This window comes from Croceitalea sp. P059, from assembly GCF_031846365.1.
GTDB lineage: Bacteria > Bacteroidota > Bacteroidia > Flavobacteriales > Flavobacteriaceae > Croceitalea > Croceitalea vernalis.
The window spans coordinates 1-16,668 of sequence record NZ_JAVRHW010000005.1; the positions used below are offsets into that span (position 1 = coordinate 1).

Annotated in this window: 14 protein-coding genes; 6 read left to right on the forward strand and 8 right to left on the reverse strand. The window is 34.8% G+C overall.

From position 1 onward, the window contains the following. Window positions 1-913: hypothetical protein (locus RM542_RS13475; RefSeq protein WP_311386275.1), on the forward strand; the 913-nt coding region annotated here is incomplete at its 5' end. Window positions 914-1,195: 282 nt separating this feature from the next. On the opposite strand, the gene RM542_RS13480 is transcribed toward RM542_RS13475, so the two are convergent. Together RM542_RS13480 and RM542_RS13485 are read right to left on the reverse strand one after the other, a co-directional pair. After that, a complete protein-coding gene (locus RM542_RS13480; RefSeq protein WP_311386276.1) occupies window positions 1,196-4,618 on the reverse strand; it encodes a fasciclin domain-containing protein in 3,423 nt (1,140 codons plus the stop codon). A gap of 87 nt (window positions 4,619-4,705) precedes the next feature. Continuing rightward, the gene (locus tag RM542_RS13485; protein ID WP_311386277.1) at window positions 4,706-6,109 is read right to left on the reverse strand and encodes a fasciclin domain-containing protein; all 1,404 of its coding nucleotides are present in this window, start codon (window positions 6,107-6,109) and stop codon (window positions 4,706-4,708) included. A 361-nt stretch (window positions 6,110-6,470) separates the two neighbouring features. Between RM542_RS13485 and mnmA the strand changes: the two genes are divergently transcribed. The 3 genes from mnmA to RM542_RS13500 all read left to right on the forward strand — a co-directional run bounded on the left by mnmA (window position 6,471) and on the right by RM542_RS13500 (window position 9,201). Continuing rightward, window positions 6,471-7,694, forward strand: a complete 1,224-nt coding sequence (gene mnmA, locus RM542_RS13490; RefSeq protein ID WP_311386278.1) for a tRNA 2-thiouridine(34) synthase MnmA — start codon at window positions 6,471-6,473, stop codon at window positions 7,692-7,694. A 4-nt stretch (window positions 7,695-7,698) separates the two neighbouring features. After that, entirely contained in the window at window positions 7,699-8,640 is a 942-nt protein-coding gene (locus tag RM542_RS13495) for a nitronate monooxygenase (RefSeq protein WP_311386279.1), read from the forward strand. A gap of 87 nt (window positions 8,641-8,727) precedes the next feature. Further along, window positions 8,728-9,201: a hypothetical protein gene (locus RM542_RS13500; protein ID WP_311386280.1), complete on the forward strand. Its 474-nt coding sequence runs from the start codon at window positions 8,728-8,730 to the stop codon at window positions 9,199-9,201. On the opposite strand, the gene RM542_RS13505 is transcribed toward RM542_RS13500, so the two are convergent. Genes RM542_RS13505 through RM542_RS13530 form a run of 6 tightly spaced genes read right to left on the reverse strand, consistent with a single transcriptional unit; the run spans window position 9,198 to window position 15,289 of the window. Continuing rightward, entirely contained in the window at window positions 9,198-10,529 is a 1,332-nt protein-coding gene (locus tag RM542_RS13505) for a DUF58 domain-containing protein (RefSeq protein WP_311386400.1), read from the reverse strand. The genes RM542_RS13500 and RM542_RS13505 overlap by 4 nt on opposite strands. 2 nt (window positions 10,530-10,531) lie before the next feature. Next, on the reverse strand, window positions 10,532-11,515 hold the full coding sequence (locus RM542_RS13510) for a MoxR family ATPase (protein ID WP_311386281.1): 984 nt from the start codon (window positions 11,513-11,515) through the stop codon (window positions 10,532-10,534). Continuing rightward, window positions 11,505-12,719, reverse strand: a complete 1,215-nt coding sequence (locus tag RM542_RS13515) for a DUF4350 domain-containing protein (protein ID WP_311386282.1) — start codon at window positions 12,717-12,719, stop codon at window positions 11,505-11,507. The genes RM542_RS13510 and RM542_RS13515 overlap by 11 nt, the downstream gene beginning before the upstream one ends. Further along, complete coding sequence (locus tag RM542_RS13520) at window positions 12,712-13,449, reverse strand: DUF4129 domain-containing protein (protein WP_311386283.1); 738 nt, start codon at window positions 13,447-13,449, stop codon at window positions 12,712-12,714. The genes RM542_RS13515 and RM542_RS13520 overlap by 8 nt, the downstream gene beginning before the upstream one ends. 3 nt (window positions 13,450-13,452) lie before the next feature. Continuing rightward, window positions 13,453-14,334 (reverse strand): hypothetical protein, encoded by an 882-nt coding sequence (locus RM542_RS13525; RefSeq protein WP_311386284.1) that lies wholly within the window; start codon window positions 14,332-14,334, stop codon window positions 13,453-13,455. Further along, window positions 14,321-15,289 carry a stage II sporulation protein M gene (locus tag RM542_RS13530; RefSeq protein ID WP_311386285.1) on the reverse strand — a complete coding sequence of 323 codons (969 nt, stop codon included), beginning with the start codon at window positions 15,287-15,289 and terminating at the stop codon, window positions 14,321-14,323. The genes RM542_RS13525 and RM542_RS13530 overlap by 14 nt, the downstream gene beginning before the upstream one ends. Window positions 15,290-15,324: 35 nt before the next feature. Here RM542_RS13530 and RM542_RS13535 point away from each other — a divergent pair, with 35 nt between their 5' ends. After that, on the forward strand, window positions 15,325-16,041 hold the full coding sequence (locus RM542_RS13535; protein ID WP_311386286.1) for an RDD family protein: 717 nt from the start codon (window positions 15,325-15,327) through the stop codon (window positions 16,039-16,041). 3 nt (window positions 16,042-16,044) lie between these two features. Next, window positions 16,045-16,650 (forward strand): trimeric intracellular cation channel family protein, encoded by a 606-nt coding sequence (locus RM542_RS13540; RefSeq protein ID WP_311386287.1) that lies wholly within the window; start codon window positions 16,045-16,047, stop codon window positions 16,648-16,650. Window positions 16,651-16,668: the final 18 nt, after the last annotated feature.

Here is a 16,668-nt window from a genome sequence, read left to right on the forward strand (position 1 = left end):
TCCTGTAACCGATGACATTGAAGAAGAAGTAACGATATGTGAGGGCTCAAATTATGAATGGGATTTAAACGGTGAAACCTATTCTGTCTCAGATAGTCCGGTTATGATTAACTTAGAAGACAGCAATGGCTGTGAATATAAAGCTACTCTTATTATTAATGAAGAAGTATGTGGGGGAGGAAGTTGTGAAACAGCTTTTGCTAGATATGAAAATGATAATACATGTTTCATAGATGATGGTTTCCAGAGATGGGGTTGGACTAATTTATTTTCGACTAATAATGGCAGTTATACTTTAGACTTTTATGCCGGAGCTGGGCAATGCGTAATTAATGCTGATAGAAAATGGGGTGAAGTTCAGGTTGAGTTTAACAATGGAATGGCTAAAGTTACAGTTAATATGGATAATGGGTATGTATTAAATGTAACACAGATGTATATAGGTGGGGAAAAGTATCCAACGAAAGGTAATGGTATGCCAACTGTAGCCCCAGGGCAATACCCATACAATTCAGGTGAATTGAACGAAGTAAGTTCATATGAGTTTGAGGAAGTTGATGTTAGTACTTTAGATAATGTTTATATCATTGTTCATGGTGATGTATGTGAAGGGCAAAGCCAAACTAATAGTATTCAGAATACGAAACTAAATGGTCTAGCTTCTTTTAAGACTTTTCAGAAACCATTTACTAAAACTATTACCATGGAACTGAATATGCCATATTCCAGTCATATTGATGTTGATTTTATGGATTTGTCTGGCAGAGTAATTAACAGTTCTATGACGAGAAACTTAACTAAAGGAAAGCATATGATGCATTTTGAAACTAATAACCTGGCATCGGAAGTTCATATTTTGAAAGTAAGAACGGATCGAGAAGTGATAATTAAGAAAGTTATTATTTTTAAATAGTTATTCAGGGGGAACTTTCCTTAAATAAAACTTCCCCCTTTCGGGGGAAGCTTCAACCATAAAGGTTTAGTTTGGAAAGATTCGGGACTTCAAAGATGCGGCCTAATTCCCTCTGAAAAAATTAATAGTTGTCAAGTGTCCTTTTTTGTATGGTAAGAGAGTCGCTTTTGATGTGTCATCGATGAACGGTAATTTGCTTTTAAAAAAGAAATGCCGTTGGTCGATACCAACGGCATTTATTAGTAATATTTGCCTTACAAAAACTATGATTTCTATCAGTTTTTAGTGCAATACATCAATTACCTCTTGTGGTAATAGTACTTTGTCAATTATATGTACTATGCCGTTACTAGCTAAATTATCAGCACCAGTTACATTAGCGTCAATATGAGTCTTGTCTCTTATTGCCACTCCATGATTCAAGATTGCAAAAACAGATTCCCCTTGAAGAGTTTGTATTTCTTGGTGATCAGATAAATCTGTAGATGCCACTGCAACTCCATTAATCACATGATAGGTTAAAATTTTAGCTAAAAGTTCTTTCTCAAAATCTGTATCGAAGTCTTCAAGACTGTTAAAAGAATCTCCTAAGCTGTCTAATAAGTCAGCAAAGGCTTTGTTTGTTGGTGCAAAAACGGTAAATGGTCCTTCACCACTTAAAGCTTCTACCAAGCCGGCATCAGCTTGAATTAAAGCGTCAACTAAAATGCTTAAATCATCAACTGATTGGGCCAACTCAACAATATTTGGTGTTGGTGGGAAAAGAATATCTAAAACCGCTTGTGGTAATAGTACTTTGTTAATGACATGAACTACACCGTTACTGGCATCAACATCAGGAATTATTACCTGTGCATCTGAATCAGAAGCATCTTTCACGAATACGCCACCATTTAAGTTAATAGTTACGTTTTCTCCTTGAACGGTTTGAATGGTTTGTCCGTCAGATAAGTCCGTTGAGAAAGCTTCTGTTCCTGCCACCACATGATAGGTCAACACTTGAATTAGAATATCAATTTCTGCTTGGGTATCAAAGTCTGAAAGACTGTTGAACTCATCTCCAAGAATATCTAACAGACCTGAAAATGCCTCATTGGTTGGGGCAAACACTGTAAATGGTCCTTCACTACTCAACGTTTCAACTAATCCTGCGTTAGCAGCAATTAAAGCATCTACTAGTAAGCTTAGGTCATCCGTTGCAATTGCAGTTTCTACAATATTCATCATATTAAGAGCAGCAACAAAATCTAATGCTTCTTGAGGTAGTAGCACTTTATTAATGACGTGAACTACCCCGTTACTAGCATCTACATCAGGTATCACAACTGTTGCATTGTTATCGGTTGCATCAACCAAATGAACAGTTCCATCTTTCAAATTAATACGCACTGAAGCACCATTTACAGTTTCGATAGATTGTCCATCTGATAAATCCGTTGAAAAAGCTTCTGTTCCCGCAACCACATGATAGGTCAATATTTTAACTAATAAATCAAGTTCCTCATCAGTATCAAAGTCAGCTAATGAGTTGTAATCATTGCCTAAAACATCTAATAGACTTATAAAAGCTTCATTTGTCGGGGCAAATACCGTAAATGATCCATCACCACTTAAAGTTTCAACTAATCCAGCGTTAGCAGCAACTAGAGCGTCAACCAATAAACTCAAATCGTCAGTGGCAATTGCGGTCTCCACAATGTTCATCATGTTGAGTTCGGTAACAAAGTCTATTGCTTCTTGCGGTAACAATACTTTATTAATGACATGTACGACACCATTACTGGCATCAACATCAGGAATTACAACCTGTGCTGGAGCTTCAGAAGCATCACCTATAAATACACCACCGTCAAGACTAATAGAGACATTGGCACCGTTTACCGTTCCGATTTGTTGTCCATCAGATAAGTCTGTAGAGAAAGCTTTTGTACCCGCAACTACATGATAGGTCAATATTTTAACCAATAGGTCTAATTCTTCTTGTGTGTCAAAATCGGCTAAAGAATTATAATCATCACCAAGAACATCCAATAACGAAACAAATGCATCATTCGTTGGAGCAAAGACCGTAAATGGGCCTTCACTGCTTAAGGTTTCCACCAATCCTGCATTGGCGGCTATCAGAGCATCTACTAATAGACTTAAATCGTCTGTTGCGATGGCAGTTTCAACAATATTCATCATGTTAAGTTCTGCTACAAAATCAAGAGCCTCTTGTGGCAACAATACTTTATTGATGACATGCACCACACCATTACTTGCATCTACATCAGGAATTATAACCTGAGCCGTGCTTTCAGAAGCATCACCAATGAATACACCGCCATCAAGACTGACAGTAACATTGGCTCCATTTACGGTTCCGATTTGTTGTCCATTAGATAGATCTGTAGAGAAAGCTTCAGTTCCGGCAATAACATGATAGGTTAGTATTTTAACCAATAAGTCTAATTCTTCTTGAGTATCGAAATCAGCTAGAGAAGTGTAGTCTTCACCTAAAACGTCCAACAAGGTAACAAAGGCGTCATTAGTTGGCGCGAAGACAGTAAATGGGCCCTCTCCGCTTAATGTTTCAACCAATCCTGCATTTGCAGCAGCTAAAGCATCTACCAATAGACTTAAATCGTCAGTTGCGATTGCAAGCTCAACAATGTTTTTCATTTCAAGAGTCGCCACAAAGTCAATTGCAGATTGTGGAAGAAGCACTTTGTCAATTACATGAGCAACACCATTCGTTGCAATCACATCGGTTAAAGCTATATTAGCATTAACTTCAGAGGCATCTCCTATCACAAAAGTCTCGGCCTCTGCAATTACCTCGATTGAATTTTCAGCTAAAGCTGTACCTACAGTTCCGGCAGCTAAATCAGCCTCTAAAACTTGAGCAGGCACTACATGATATAACAGAATGTCTCTTAGTAATGCAATTTCTTCATCTGTATCGAAATCTTCTAAAGAACTGTAGTCACTTCCTAAAGCCATCAATAATCCCATAAAAGCATCATCGGTTGGTGCAAAAACTGTAAAAGGACCTTCACTTTTTAGAGTATCAACCAAGCCTGCCTTTATAACAGCGGCCTCTAATGAAGACAAAGTCTCAGTGGCAATAACAACATCAACCAAATCTTGAGCATTTAACGCATCTAGAACAGCTTGCGGAACTAAAACTTTATTAATCACGTGAACAATACCGTTTGAGGTGGCCACATCCGGAATTATTACTTCAGAATCGTTAATGAATACTCCACCGTCTAATGAAACAGTTACCTTTTCTGATTGTACCGTAGTTATTTCTTGACCGTCTGAAAGGTCATCTGAAGCAACCGCTGCTCCGACAACTACATGATATTTTAAAATGTCAGCAAGGAGAGCTTTCTCTTCTTCAGTATCAAAATCTGATAGAGAATCAAAGCCATCTAAGCCAGAAAGTAGTTCAGTAAAAGCTTCATTGGTTGGAGCAAATACAGTAAATGGACCTTCACCGCTTAAAGTTCCAACAAGGTCAGAATTTTCATTTTCATCAGCCTTAATTAAGGCAGCCACCAAAGAACTTAAATCGTCTGTACCTTGGGCAGTCTCTACAATATTTGTTGAAGAAGTTTGGTTTTCTAATACATTTTGGTCGTCATCTTTATTACATGAAAGGACGAAAAGGGTCATTGCAATAAGCAATAAGAAATTTTTGAGTTGTAAAAAATGTTTCATTTTAATATAGTTTTTAGGGTGTTAATTGAAAATTCAATCAGTTTAAAAACTAAGGATCGTAGTGTTCTGCTACGACCCTTAGGTAATTTAGTTAGAGGTATTTGGAATCATTACTTTGTTCAATACGTGAATGACACCATTGTTTGCTTGAACATCGACAACTACAATACCGATATCGGTATTACCAGACCCATCAGTTACGTCAGCAATGTTATCTCCTGTTCCAGGTAAGGAAATTGTAATCGCATCGCCTTCTAAGGTGTTAGGCGAGGTGTCACCAGGGTTCGTTAAATCACTTGAACGCACGTTACCAGGCGTTACTACATGATGTTGAAGTACACTGGTTAAAAGTGCTTCATCAATATCAGAAACACTATTCCAATCCATATTACTATCCAATAAGGCTTGAAAAGCATCAGCTGTTGGTGCGAATACTGTAAAAGGTCCTTCTCCATTAAGTATGCTGACAAAGTCAGTTGCCGGAGTTCCTTCAGTTAGTGCTGCTACTAAAGGTTCGAATGTAGCATCTGCTACTGCAAAAGTGGTTACTGTTGGTAAATCTATTACACTGCTGACGGCATGAACAACGCCGTTCGTGGCCACAATGTCTGCAAGAGCCACTTGACTTGAACCATTGATTACTACTCCATCATCTGTTGAAATATATTGACTTAGATTGTCACCATCTGCATTTGTCGCAGCAGTAGTTACGTACATATTCATTAAGTCATCTGAGAATGCGGCAGTACCAGGTATTACATGATAAGACAAAACAGCGTTGATGTCATTATCATTTGGATTTGTAAACGCACTAAATGCCGTATCAACTGGTGCGAATACAGTAAAATCTGTATCAGTACTTGATAATAAGTCTGTAAATGTCGTATTACCATCAGCCGTTAACGCACTAACAAGAGAAGTTAAGCTTCCGTTGGCCACGGCGTGGTCTACAATATTTGGTAAACCAATCACACTATTTACAATATGTACTACGCCATTATCGGCTTCTACATCTGGTGTGATTACAGTTGCAACACCGTTAATTATAACGCCAGAATTAGTATTGATATACATGCTTAAATTTCTTCCGCCTGCACCTGCAGTAGACAGACTAGAAACGTAACCTGTAGATAGATTTGTTGATAAATTTGTTCCACTTACAACATGATTTAATAGTACTTGAGTTAGTATATCGTCAGGTATATCTGATAAAGAGCTAAAATTATTTGTAGTCAAGAATGCAGCAAAAGCTTCATTAGTGGGTGCAAAAACTGTAAACGGGCCATCTCCTTGTAATGTTTCAACAAGATTTGCGGCAGTTAAAGCTTCTACTAAAATACTTAGGTCAGCTGTATCTACAGCTAAATCAACTATAGTTGTAGTTTCCACCATTGGAGGGTCTACCGTTTCATTATCGTCATCGGAACACGAGATGAATAGAAACATAACAAGTAGGGTACTGAGTTTGAAAAAATTTGATACGACTTTCATAATAAGGTTTTAATTAATTGTTTAACAAAAAAATAGAATGTTTGAACTTTATTTTGTTTGATAATCAGCTTGTTAAAAGTTTTTTATTGGTAAACAACTGATAATCAATATTCTATTTATTACGACAAGAAGATAGTTTGTTGAAGAAATGGTTGCTTTTGTTAAACAGTATTTAATAAATGTTTAACATTTATTAATAAAGTTGAAACAATAATAATTTCATTTAAACCTTTTTAGATAATTGATTTTCAAGGTTTAGTGTTTTGAATTTTCTCTTAGAATGAATTTTATCGAATTTTAATAATTATAAATTCTTTGGCATTTTGTTAAGGAATTAAACAAAAGCAAGACAAAGGCTATTTTGTATTTTTGTAAGACAGTTTTTAAAGAAGTGAAAAAGAAAGTAGTTGTTGGTTTATCGGGAGGAGTAGATTCAAGCGTAACTGCATATTTGTTAAAAGAGCAAGGCTATGAAGTTATTGGTCTTTTTATGAAGAATTGGCACGACGATTCTGTTACAATTTCTGATGAATGTCCTTGGTTAGAAGATAGCAACGATGCTCTCATTGTTGCTGAAAAGCTTGGTATTCCATTTCAAACAGTTGATTTAAGTGTCGAATATAAAGAGCGAATTGTCGATTATATGTTTGATGAATATGAAAAAGGGCGTACGCCAAACCCTGATGTGCTCTGCAATCGTGAAATCAAGTTTGATGTTTTCTTAAAAATTGCATTGGATTTAGGTGCTGACTTTGTAGCCACTGGTCATTATTGTAGAAAAGGAATTATTAAAAATTCTGATGGTAGTGAAACTTATCAATTACTTTCTGGGGCTGATGAAAACAAAGATCAATCTTATTTTCTCTGTCAACTATCTCAAGAACAGCTCGCTAAAACATTATTTCCTATCGGGGAGCTTCTAAAACCTGAGGTTCGTGAAATAGCAGCGGAAAACAATTTGATTACAGCTGATAAAAAAGACTCACAAGGTCTTTGTTTCATAGGCAAGGTGCGATTACCAGATTTTCTACAACAGAAATTGAAGCCTAAGAAAGGTGTTATTGTTGAGATACCATCAGATGCACCACACTATCAAAATGGACAAGTTAATTTCTCAGAAAAGCTCTTAGAGTTAAAACATTATGCTGAAAAACCCGTGTATGATGTAGCTGATGGAAAGGTAGTTGGAGAACATCAAGGGGCTCATTATTTTACAACAGGACAACGAAAAGGTTTAGATGTTGGTGGTACTCCAGAACCTTTGTTTGTAATAGAGACTGATGTTAAAAGTAATGTAATTTATACCGGGCAAGGCAAATCACATCCTGGTTTATATCGTCGAACACTGTTTATTCACGATGATGAATTACATTGGGTACGAAAAGACTTAGAACTAGGCTTAGATGAATCACTGGAGGTCAATGCAAGAATTAGATATCGTCAATCTTTACAAAGAGCAAAACTTTATAGAGTTGAAGGGGGAGCGTACCTTGATTTTGAAGAAAAACAATCTGCAATAACCGAGGGCCAATTTGCTGCTTGGTATGTTGCTGACGAATTGATTGGTTCAGGAGTAATATCTTAGTACAATGCAAAATCAAATCACAAAACTTTTCGGAATACAATACCCTATTATTCAAGGTGGAATGATTTGGGCCAGTGGTTGGCGCTTAGCCTCGGCAGTATCTAATGCTGGCGGTTTAGGAGTCATAGGAGCTGGAAGTATGTACCCTGAGGTTTTAATTGAACATATCAAAAAATGTAAGCAAGCCACAAAGAAACCTTTTGCAGTAAATATTCCAATGCTATACCCCGATATAGATAAATTGATGGATATTATTATCAGTGAAGATGTAAAGATTGTCTTCACTTCTGCAGGAAATCCCAAAACTTGGACTTCATTTTTGAAGGAAAAAGGAATAACGGTTGTGCATGTGGTGAGTAGTATAAAATTTGCTTTAAAGGCACAGGAGGCTGGAGTTGATGCGATCGTAGCTGAGGGTTTTGAGGCTGGAGGACACAACGGGCGTGATGAAACGACAACTTTGGTCTTGATACCTGCTGTAAAAGAAAAGATTAACGTGCCATTAATAGCCGCGGGAGGAATAGCCACAGGAAAACAAATGTTGGCCGTTATGGTTTTGGGTGCCGATGGGGTGCAGGTAGGTAGCAGATTTGTTGCCAGCGAAGAAGCTTCTTCACATCAGTCTTTTAAAGATGAGGTGGTTAAAGCTAAAGAAGGTAGTACTCATTTAACATTGAAAGAATTGGCACCAGTTAGATTATTGAAAAATAAATTCTATCAAGATGTTCAGGAAGCTTACCTTCAAGGAGCTTCTATTGAAGACCTTAAAAAGGTTTTGGGACGAGCTAGAGCTAAAAAAGGGATGTTTGAGGGTGATTTAGATGAAGGTGAACTAGAAATAGGTCAAGTTTCCGCCATTATACATGAAATAAAACCCGCTGCTGAAATTATAAAGGAGCTAGTAGAAGATTTTGAGAAATCTAAAAGTGATTTCAAAAACTTATAGCTATTATGTAAAAGCTTATTATTTTTTAAGTGTAATTCATCGAATTCTCTTTCAACTTTAGTTTGCTTTTATACCTTTGCCGAAAACATGAAAAAACTAATCTCCACCTTAGTGTTTTTATTCTTTTTAAACTCTGTTTGCGCTCAAGTAGATAGAGATAAAGTCTTGCATTATATTGGTGGAAATCTTTACGGCCTTGCGGGCGCTGGAATTGCTAAACAAATTTCTAAAGGAGATCGTTGGTGGACCTTTGCTGGGGCAATCGGAGGTAGTACTTTAATAGGATTAGGTAAAGAAGCGGTAGACGCTAGTCAAAGAGAAGACGGTTGGGATAATGAAGATTTGTTAGCCACAATTTTGGGGGGAGCAACTGTAGGAATCGTCATTGATATTGCTGGTGGTAAAAAAAGGAAGCGACTAAAAGAAAAAGCTGCAAAATCAAGCGTCTTTTTGGATAAACCATGGCCTGACAAATCAATTGTTTTTTTTAATGATTTGGAACGGCTGCCTACACTAACAGAATTAGCTATGCCAAAAAGTCTCATACTTCAAAAGTATTAAAGTAGCCCTCTTGCTTTAATTTCTAAATATTTGTTGATAGTATTAATAGTAAGGTTTTCTGGTCTTGTTAAGATGGTTTGAATTCCATATTGCTGCAAAGCCTTTTGCATCAGTCTTTTTTCCATTGAAAATTTTTCCGCAATTGTTTTATGGTAGATTGCTTGAAGGTCTTCTGCATCATTCTTAATGAGGTCTTCCAACTCAGTATTCTCAAAGAAAATGACCACTAGAACATGTTTTTTGGCAATAGCATTCAAATAGGGTAATTGTCGTTGTAAAGCTGAGATATGCTCAAAATTAGTGTAGAGTAGAATAAGACTTCTGTGGTTTACTTTTCTCTTTAAATGTGCATATAGCAAGCCATAATCAGAGTCGGTAAAGGCTGTTTTAATATTGTATAATTTTTCAAGAATTGTATTTAAATGCGTAATTTTTTGAATTGCTGGGACATAACTTTCTATTTGTTTTGAAAATGAAATCATACCCGTTTTATCATTCCGTTTTAAAGCCACATTTGAAAAGGCTAAGGTTGAATTTATAGCATAATCCAGCAATTTTAATCCATTAAACGGCAATTTCATTACACGACCTGTGTCAATAATAGAGTATATGGGTTGTGATTTTTCATCTTGATATTGATTAACCATTAATTGGTTCTTTTTTGCAGTCGCTTTCCAATTAATGGTTCTAATGTCGTCTCCTTCAATATATTCTTTAATTTGTTCAAACTCTTGAGTATGACCAATTCTTCTAATTTTTTTTAGACCTAATTGTGTTAAGTTATTACTGGTTGCTAAAAAATCGTACTGCTGCATTTGAATAATCGATGGGTAAACGGGTACCATTTGATCTCTTTGAAAACGGTATCGGCGTTTAACTAATTGCAACTGTGAGGAAGCAAAAATATTAAGGTTGCCAAAAATATATTCTCCGCGGTCAACGGGTCTTAGGGAATAGATATGTTGGTATTGCTGATTCTTGATTAAGACTTTAGTATGAAGAAAATCTCGTTTTTGAAATTGTTCGGGTAGCTCATCAATAACATCGATTCTTGTTTTAAAAGGATACTTTGAGGTTACTTTTACTTTTAGTTCATTAAAATCACTATTTGAAAGTTTTTTTGGTAATTCTCTCACGGCTGTAATTGCATTACCATTGCCATACATCAAATAGCAGTCGAGCAGAAAAAGTGTAATTAGCACATAAAATAATAGCCATGAGATTGGGTATAACCATTCTACCCAAAAAGAAAGCACAAAGCTAGCCGCTAGACCAGCTATATACCAGAAAAAGGTATTATGAATATAGAATGATTTGAAGAAGGAAATCATTAACGCGGAATTTCAACTGATTCTGAAATCATTTTAATAACACTTTCTGTTGTCATACCTTCCATCTCGCGTTCTGGAGTTAGTATAACTCTGTGATTCAAGATAGGGACTAATGCTTTCTTTACATCTTCCGGGGTAACAAAGTCTCTACCTTTAATAGCTGCAAAGGCCTTAGCACAATGCATGGCAGCAATTGATGCCCTCGGGGAAGCCCCTAAATACAAATGAGGGTGATTTCTCGTTTTTGCAATTATTTCAGCGATATATTTAAAAAGTTTCTCTTCAACGATTACCTCATGAATAATATTCTTAAACTCTGTAAGCTTTTTAGGAAGTAAAACTGGTTTAATGTCATCTGCAGGATTATTCGACTTACGCTCATGATGAGTTTGAATAATTTGAACCTCTTCATCTACTGATGGATAATCAACTTTTATTTTAAATAAAAACCGGTCAAGTTGAGCTTCTGGCAACGCATAGGTGCCTTCTTGTTCAATTGGATTTTGGGTGGCTAAAACCATAAATGGTGAGGCCATTTTATAAGTTTTTCCATCAACAGTCGCTTGCCTTTCTTCCATTGTTTCAAAGAGAGCCGCTTGTGTTTTTGCTGGTGCTCTATTGATTTCATCAATAAGAATTATGTTAGAAAAGATAGGTCCTTTCTTATATTCAAATTCAGATTCTTTGACATTAAAAACTGATGTCCCAAGAATATCACTGGGCATTAAATCTGGAGTAAACTGAATTCTACTAAAGTTAGTTTTAAGCGTTTTAGCAAATAACTTGGCAGTAATCGTTTTTGCAATACCCGGTACTCCTTCAATCAAAACATGACCATCAATAAATAAAGAGACTATCAACAGCTCAATAAAATTGTGCTGACCTACAATAACTTTTGACAATTCATCACTTATAGCTGTTACACTATTTTTCAATTCCTCAAGTGGAATTCTATTGTCAAAATTCAAATTATTATTTTCCATTTGCTCTTGCTTTAAAAGTTTCTATTTTTTTACTCAAAGTTTGTAATTGCGAATTATTAAGTACAGATTGACTTTCTATATACCGAATATATTTAAACAAAGATTTTATTTCTTCTTTAGTGTGATAACTTCGAGAGGCCAAACTGGTAAAAAAATGTTCATCAAACTCATTAGTTTTCAGATAAAAGTTAGTCCTCACATAATCTAAAAAATTAGCGATTTGATGTTTGGTTATTTCTTTTTGTTGTCCTGTCTCATAGTACATGTCGGCAATGGTCCGTGTGAAGGCTAAGGTTTGATTTTTTAAAGGTGGTATCACGGCAATTGGACGTTGCTTTCTTTTTCCTTCAAAAATCACATAAATTAAACAACCAATAAGTGCTATATAATAAGCCCATTTTAACTCCTTTGTATTCAAAAAAATATACATTGGCGAGGTGTAGAAAGACTTACCTGATTTATGATGATTGTCTACAAATATTTTATTTGTAGGTTTTAAATAGGATAGCAACCCTGCGGTATAGCTCTTATTCTCATCTTTGAGAATGAAATAGTTTGTAAAAGCCTTAGGGAATGTTGAGAGAATAATAGTGCCTTGTCCAAAAGATTGCTTGATAACGTTTACTTTTTTATCGATAATTTCAAGGCTATCTAATTTGGTGTGAACTTCACCAAGAACAACAGTTTTTAAAGTGTCAATTTTGTCAAAGACCATTGCGTAGTAATCTTTATCAAAAGAAACTTTAGTAGATTTTAGTTTTGGATTAACTAATTGGTGTTGAAAATTTGGATTGATATCAGAGCTATTGTAGAGGCTTGTTTGTTCAAGATTTAATGTGTCTAAAAGCTTATATTCAAAACCTTCAGAAGCAATAAATAGGGTATTCCCTTTTGAAGCCCAATCTAAAAGAATATTTAATTCAGTTTCTCCCAAATCTATTTTATCATTAATCAAAAGATAAGTGCCCTTAACCTCTTTGTTTTGATTTATAAATGTGAAGGGCGTTTCATAAACTTGCTCTAATTGATTTTTAAAATTAGTAGTCAAAATTTCATTTACTACCAAAGTGCCATAGGGGATTTTGTGCTGTGCAACGAAGGACGGAAACCAATTAATTTTCTTTGGCTTATTGTATTGCATTAACAAGATGAGTCCCACGGTAATGACTGCAATAACAATGTAAACACCTCCTTTTTTAGTCATTATTACTTACAGTTTTTTTAAACGTATTAAAAACTTCAGAAGCTCTTTCGTAATCATTTTCTTTGATATGAAACCCCCCATACCAAACATAATCATAAAGTAACGTAGCTTTTGCAAACTGTAGTTTGAGATCTGAGTTTTTTAACTCACTCAAATAGTCGTCATTAGTTTTTTGAACCTGCCAGGTAATTAACTCCTTATCACTTAAAAGTTTTAGTAAATACAAATAGTAGTATCTGATAGCCAGGCGAAAGTCTTTTTTTGCAATGGCATCTTTTATAAGTTGCTGGATATCTTCAGATTGAAGAATTTTTTCTTCTTCAGATAGCGAAACCAAATTTGCATTTTGTTGGGCTTGTATTAATGCCCTTGTGTTTGCATTGATAAAAAACTTTATAATCAAATATAACAAGAGGCCTAATAAAATATAAGGCACTATTCGAAGGAAAATGGCTAAATACCCTACGGCCTTTTCTGCCCCAAATAGCCATTCAAAAAAACTGCGAAACAGGTTATAAAACCAATTTTTCACTCCTTCCCACCATTCGTTTTTTTCTTCGATTACTTCATAGTTGAATTTTTTATCGTCACGATATTTTTGTAAATCTTCCTCTGAGATTTCAACAATTTCAATATCAGACTCATCAAATTGTACTTTTTCGCTATCAGACTGAGCTAGCCCCAAATTAAAAAAACATAAAAGAAGTAATAAAATGAACTTTTTGAACATGAATTAGTTGGTTTGTTTACCCAAATTTTCAATTGTTTCAAAAGTGCCAGTAAAATTCTTCCTCTCGTTTAAATTGAAATAAATAAATGTTATTGAAACTAATAAAATAATGTTCATTAAAAATTGTATAATCTGACTTATTAAATTTAAAATCAAATAAATAGGGTCAGAAAAAATATTCATGTTTTCCGCGTCTACTTCCCCTGAAAAAATACCCATCTTTGCCCATGTATAAATGATTGTGGGTAAACTAAATGCTAAACTTGCAATGTATATGATAATATAAATTACAAATAATGTAGCAAAGGTTATCCACCAGTTTTCTTTTACTAAGCTAAAACTCTCGGAGTAGGCATCCGAGACGTTTTTTTTCTGAAAAATTAAAATTGCAAAGGAAACAGATAAGCAAACGCCTAAATAGATACCAGGAATTAAACAAAAAATAATACCTGCCATAATAGAGAGCCCAACTAAAAATCCTAGTCCTATTAAAGACCAAAAGTTAGCATAAACTCCTTTTTTAATATCCTCAAAAAAAATCTTGCCTTTGTTTTCAGTATAAGACCTGATGTAACATAAAACCGTACCGTGTGAAACAACATAGGCCATGATTGAACTAACAAACAAAGCTAGACCAGCGAGAATCATAATTATTGGTGAAAAAATTTGATTATCAGCTTGAAGGGTAGTAATATTCATGATATCTCCTACTGTGTATATATAAAAGCCTGAAGAAATCAACATTATTAAAATGTATGGACCAACTATCTTTAATAGTGTTCCAAAAAATGGTTTGAATTCACTTCTAATGAAGGCAAAGGTATCAGAAAGAATTTCACCTAGTTCTCGCTGTTTTTTAAATTCTATATAATTAACTGTTTGCATATAATGGTTTTTTGTTTAGTTGATATGGATATATGATGTAATAAAATACGATTAAACTTAAGGAGCTTAAAATGATTAGAATGGCTAACCAATCTGGCATTTCGGTATGTCTAGTTACAAAGCCTTCTAAAAAACCAGCGATTATGAAAAATGGAATTGTACTTACCATAATTTTCAAACCATTTTTTACACCTCTTTTAAATGATTCTAATCGGGAATAAGTGCAAGGAAAAAGAATTCCATTTGCTAAAACCAATCCTGCACAACCCGCAATTATTATTACTGAGATTTCTATAGTGCCATGTATCCAAATTGTTCTCACAGATTCCCAAAGTAAACCTTTATCATAAAAGAAGTACTGAAAACTACCTAACATAATACCGTTTCTAAGCATTATAAACAAAGTGCCTACCCCAAGAAATATTCCAAAGGCAAAAGCAAAAACAGCCACTTTTATATTGTTTATAGTTATCCCTAAAAACATATTAAATTCGCCTTGCTGTTTATAAACCGCCATCGGGTCATTGTTTTCAATGTTCTCAAGAGTCATATTTACATAACCATCGCCCAAGATTGACCGAACAAAATCACCTTCATTAGCAGAAGAGAAAGCTCCGACAATGGTAAAAAAAGTAAAAACTAAAAAAGCAATAAGTAGTTCTTTACGATGCTGAAAAAACATGAGAGGAAACTCTGTTTTCCAAAAACTTACAATACGGTTCTTTGATTCGCGTTTAGTCTTATAAATTTTTTGATGTGCTTTTGAAGCAAGCGAGTTTAAATAAAATTGAGTGTTACTGCCTTCATAAAAAGTTTTGGCATAGCTTAAATGGTCAGTAATTTCAATATAAAGACTAGAAAGTTCATCTGGTTCTAATTGCCCTTGACCATTAAGGGCATTTTCGAAAGTGACCCATTTGTCCTTATTTTGTTTTACAAAAGCTGCCTCTCGCATTAAATTTGCGCGTTTACTTGTAAAGAAACTAAAATATGAACCAATTTCAAATAGAAACTGCTCAAAATATAAGCATAACCCAAAACACATCTAATTTGGGTGAACGTATGCTCGCATATTTGATTGATAGCTTTGTAATTGGTGCCTATACCTTGCTTATGATTTTACTTTTGGTTTCTCTTGAGATTGACTTTGGAGATTTATGGGCGCTTTATTTAGTGGTTAGTTTACCCGCATTTCTATACTATGTTCTTTTAGAGACTTTTACTGATGGAAAAACTATCGGAAAAGGATTGATGAAGTTAAGGGTTGTCAAATTAGACGGATCTAAACCTAATTTTGGCAATTATTTTATTCGTTGGATGCTAAGAATAATTGATGTTGTTCTTACCTCAGGAGGTGGTGCGGTTCTTACAATTTTAATAAGAGGTAATGGACAGCGTATAGGTGATATTGCTTCAGGTACCACAGTAATAAGTGAAAAACAAAGAGTTTCATTAAGAGATACTCTTTTACGCGAAATACCTTTAGATTACATACCTACATTTGCACAAGTTACTGTTTTTGAAGACCGTGAAATGCAAACAATTAAACAATTATTTGATAAAGCACGCAGAAACGGTCATCATAATGTTATTTTGTCTTTGGACAAAAGAATAAAAGAGGTGACAGAAATTAGTACGACAATGACACCAGTTGAGTTTGTTGATAAGGTAATAAAAGACTATAATTATTACACCCAAAAATTATAGTTAATGTTCTATTTTACAGTTGATATTTTAGGAACGATAGCTTTTGCTATTTCTGGTGTCTTGGTTGCAATGGAAAAAAAGTTAGATTTTTTTGGCGTACTTATTATTGCGTTTGTAACTGCTATAGGCGGTGGTACGTTGAGAGACCTCTTAATCGGAAATACCCCTGTTGTTTGGATGAGGGACTCAGTATATATGATAACTATCATCATTACTGTTATTCTTGCGATCCTATTTGTAAAACAGCTGAAATATTTGCGCAAATCGTTGTTTTTATTTGATACCATTGGTATTGGACTCTACACCTTAGTTGGCATAGAAAAGGGCTTAGATGCGGGTCTTTCTCCTTTGATGTGTATTGCTTTAGGCACAATAACAGCAAGTTTTGGTGGAGTTATTAGAGATATTTTATGTAATGAAATTCCAGTTATTTTTAGAAAAGAAATCTATGCAACTGCTTGTATTATTGGTGGCGCCAGTTACTTTATTTTAAATCAATTACCAATTGCGCCTAACTATGCTTTTGTCATAGCTATTTTGATAGTTATTGCGCTAAGAATTATTGCGGTAAAATTTAATATTAGATTGCCTAATATCTATAGAAGTTAAAGTTTAGACTTTGCAGAA

Coding starts and splice junctions, on each gene's coding strand:
- RM542_RS13540 (WP_311386287.1), top strand. CDS start 16,045: ATGTTCTATTTTACAGTTGATATTTTAGGAACGATAGCTTTTGCTATT.
- RM542_RS13485 (WP_311386277.1), bottom strand. CDS start 6,109: ATGAAAGTCGTATCAAATTTTTTCAAACTCAGTACCCTACTTGTTATG.
- RM542_RS13495 (WP_311386279.1), top strand. CDS start 7,699: ATGCAAAATCAAATCACAAAACTTTTCGGAATACAATACCCTATTATT.
- RM542_RS13500 (WP_311386280.1), top strand. CDS start 8,728: ATGAAAAAACTAATCTCCACCTTAGTGTTTTTATTCTTTTTAAACTCT.
- RM542_RS13520 (WP_311386283.1), bottom strand. CDS start 13,449: ATGTTCAAAAAGTTCATTTTATTACTTCTTTTATGTTTTTTTAATTTG.
- RM542_RS13515 (WP_311386282.1), bottom strand. CDS start 12,719: ATGACTAAAAAAGGAGGTGTTTACATTGTTATTGCAGTCATTACCGTG.
- RM542_RS13510 (WP_311386281.1), bottom strand. CDS start 11,515: ATGGAAAATAATAATTTGAATTTTGACAATAGAATTCCACTTGAGGAA.
- RM542_RS13480 (WP_311386276.1), bottom strand. CDS start 4,618: ATGAAACATTTTTTACAACTCAAAAATTTCTTATTGCTTATTGCAATG.
- RM542_RS13525 (WP_311386284.1), bottom strand. CDS start 14,334: ATGCAAACAGTTAATTATATAGAATTTAAAAAACAGCGAGAACTAGGT.
- RM542_RS13535 (WP_311386286.1), top strand. CDS start 15,325: ATGAACCAATTTCAAATAGAAACTGCTCAAAATATAAGCATAACCCAA.
- RM542_RS13530 (WP_311386285.1), bottom strand. CDS start 15,289: ATGCGAGAGGCAGCTTTTGTAAAACAAAATAAGGACAAATGGGTCACT.